The following is a 2995-nucleotide window of genomic DNA, read 5'->3' as shown; positions in this document are numbered from 1 at the left end:
GGTCGCCGGTCGCCGAGGCCACCGCGGACATCACCGCGGCCACCACCACGGCGGTCTCCGGGCTGGCCTCGCCCCGCTGCACCGGGTTGACCCAGAGCGCGACGAGGAGCAGGCCGCCGTTGAGGAAGAAGACCAGCAGCGCCGGCACCAGGGCGGGGATCAGCAGCAGCAGGCGGACGAGCAGCGGCCACACCAGCGCGGACAGCAGGCCGAAGGCGCCCGCGCCGAGGGCCGCGGTGACGCCCAGCCGGGTGGCGCTGCCGCCGTCCGGTGCCTCCAGCCGGAAATCGGGGAGCAGCCCGGCCAGCACCAGCATGGTCAGCGTCGAGACCGCCCACACGGCGACGCTCCGCCCCAGTTGTCCGGCGCCCCGCCGCCAGCGGTCGTTCACTCGCACCTCTCGTTCTCCCGCTACGCCCGCCGAGCGGCGGACGGGCCGTTCAACCCTGCCATACCGGGCAGACGGTGGGCGTGGGCGTCAAGATCCGCCTGCCCCGCCGAGCCTGCCCCTACCCGTAGGCTCGGAACCGGGTCGCACGGAGCACGAGGGAGGACGGCGAGGTGCCGGCGGAGATCACCTGGTGGGGACACGCCACCTGCACGCTGCGGGACTCGGGCGTACGCGTCCTGACGGACCCCCTGTTCACGCGCCGGCTCGCGCATCTGCGCCGCCGGAGGGGTGCGCCACCACCACCGGAGGCGTGGCGCGCGGAGGTGGCGCTCGTGTCGCACCTGCACGCCGACCATCTCCATCTGCCGTCCCTGGCCCGGCTGGAACCCGGCACCGTACTGCTGGTGCCGCGCGGAACGGGTCGTGCGGTGCCCGCGCTGGCCCGGCTGGCGCGGGCGCGCTCGCTGGACGTGCGGGAGGTGGAGCCGGGTGACCGCACGCGGGTGGCGGACCTGACGGTCCGGGCGGTGACGGCCCGGCACGACGGGCGGCGGCTGCCGTTCGGACCGCACCGCTCCCCCGCCCTCGGGTTCGTGGTGGAGGGCGAACGGCGCACCTACTTCGCCGGGGACACCGGACTGTTCGACACCATGGCCAAGGAGGTGGGGGCGGTCGACCTGGCACTGCTGCCGGTGGGCGGCTGGGGTCCGTTCCTCGGCGAGGGGCACCTCAACGCCGCCCGGGCCGCCGAGGCGCTGGCGACGCTCGGCCCGGGGTGCGCGGTCCCGGTGCACTACGGGACGTTCTGGCCGGTCGGGATGGACGCGGTGCGCCCGCACGAGTTCCACTCCCCGGGCGACGAGTTCGCACGGCTGGCGGCCCGCAGCGCACCCGGCGTGGAGGTGCGCCTGCTCGGGCACGGCGAGTCGGCGCGGCTCGGGGGAACCCGGTGACGCCGGACGGCGCGGTGGGCTATCCGATGCTGTTCCTCCTCGTGCTGCTGGGCTCGCTGGTCCCGGTGGTGCCGACGGGCCCGCTGGTGAGTTCGGCCGCGGTGGTCGCCTTCCACCACGCGGCTCCGGCGGTGTCGCTGGGGGTCCTGCTGCTGGTGGCCTCGGCGGCGGCGTGCCTGGGTGACGTGGCGCTGTACTGGCTCGGCCGGCGCGGGATGGAGTCGCGCGGCGGCACCCGCTGGCTGGAGGGGATCCGGGACCGGGCCCCGCAGGAACGGCTCGATCGGACCGAGGAGAAGCTGCGGCGGCACGCCGTGCCGGTGCTGGTGCTGTCCCGGATGATTCCGGCGGGGCGGCTGCCGGTGATACTGGCCTGCCTGGTGGCCCGCTGGCCGCTGCGCCGGTTCGCGCGGGGCAACGCACTGGCCTGTCTGGCCTGGGCGGCCACCTACCAGGTCATCGGGGTGCTGGGCGGCTCCCTGTTCGACGAACCCTGGAAGGGCGTGGTCACGGTGGTGGTGCTGACGCTGGCGATCAGCGCCGCCCCCACCGTGTGGAACCGCTTCCGGGACCGCTGACCGGGCACCGCCGGAGGGGCGCCGTCACCCTCCCGGTGTCCGGTCGCGCCCGACGGTCACGCCCGGCGGTCACGCGCGGGTGGTCACGCGCGGCGGCCATCCGCGGCGGTCACGCCCGGCGGTCAGCCGTCGAGCACCCGGGAGCCGCCCACCGGAAGGTCCCACAGGTCCTCGCGGGCCCGTCCGGTCGCGGCCCAGGCCTCACGGACCCGGTGCAGGGGCTCCATGACCGGTTCGGAGGACAGCAGGAACGTGCCCCAGTGCATCGGGGCCATCCGGCGGGCGCCGACGTCCAGGGTGGCCCGGACCGCCTCCTCCGGGTCGCAGTGCACGTCGCGCAGCCACCAGCGGGGGTCGTAGGCGCCGATCGGCATCAGCGCCAGGTCGATGTCCGGGTAGCGCTCACCGATCCGCCGGAACCAGTGCCCGTAGCCGGTGTCCCCGGCGAAGTACACGCGCCGGCGCCCGCCTCCCGTGCCGGCCCGTGGGCCGTCGCCCGTGCCGTCGACCGCGGGCGCGTCGTCGTCCGCGGTGAGCATCCAGCCGCCCCACAGGCTGCGGCAGGTGTCGGTGAGGGTCCGCTTCGACCAGTGGTGGGCCGGCACGAAGTCCAGCCGCACCCCCTTCAGCCGCGCCGACTCCCACCAGTCGAGTTCGACCACTCTCCGGAAGCCCCGTCGGCAGAACCACCGGGCCAGGCCGCCGGGCACGAACACCGGTGTGTCGGAGGGCAGTCGGCGCAGGGTGGGCAGGTCCAGGTGGTCGTAGTGGTTGTGGCTGATCACCACGGCGTCCACCGGGGGCAGCGCGTCCCACGGGACGCCGACCGGGGTGATCCGGGCGGGCGTGCCGAGGATGCGGCGGGACCACACCGGGTCGGCGAGGACCGTGAGGCCGCCGATCCTGATCACCCAACTGGCGTGTCCCGCCCAGGTGACGGCCACCTGCCCGGCGTCGACCCGGGGCAGCGGCCCGGGCCGGTAGGGGATGCGGGGGATGTCCGCGAGGCCGTCGCGCTTCGGCCGCACCGTGCCCTCGCGGGCGAACCGGGCGAAGGAGCGCAGCCCGGGGAG

At 75.6% G+C, this 2995-nt stretch carries 4 protein-coding genes; 2 read left to right on the top strand and 2 right to left on the bottom strand.

All coding sequences use genetic code 11. The annotated features are described in order from the left end of the window. Positions 1-397, bottom strand: a 397-nt coding sequence (locus HW445_RS24565; RefSeq protein ID WP_180223121.1) for a phage holin family protein, incomplete at its 3' end; no start/stop codon positions are given. Positions 398-561: 164 nt separating this feature from the next. On the opposite strand from HW445_RS24565, the gene HW445_RS24560 reads away from it, so the two are divergent. Beyond that, on the top strand, positions 562-1344 hold the full coding sequence (locus HW445_RS24560; RefSeq protein WP_180223120.1) for an MBL fold metallo-hydrolase: 783 nt from the start codon (positions 562-564) through the stop codon (positions 1342-1344). A gap of 26 nt (positions 1345-1370) precedes the next feature. Continuing rightward, complete coding sequence (locus HW445_RS24555) at positions 1371-1922, top strand: DedA family protein (protein WP_180223122.1); 552 nt, start codon at positions 1371-1373, stop codon at positions 1920-1922. 122 nt (positions 1923-2044) lie between these two features. On the opposite strand, the gene HW445_RS24550 is transcribed toward HW445_RS24555, so the two are convergent. Continuing rightward, on the bottom strand, positions 2045-2995 hold a 951-nt coding region (locus HW445_RS24550), incomplete at its 5' end, for an MBL fold metallo-hydrolase (RefSeq protein WP_180223119.1).

Source organism: Streptomyces sp. UH6 (genome assembly GCF_013421635.1).
GTDB classification, from domain to species: domain Bacteria; phylum Actinomycetota; class Actinomycetes; order Streptomycetales; family Streptomycetaceae; genus Streptomyces; species Streptomyces abyssomicinicus.
The sequence above is the reverse complement of the archived record's forward strand: the minus strand, read 5'-3'. Positions and strand labels throughout refer to the sequence as shown.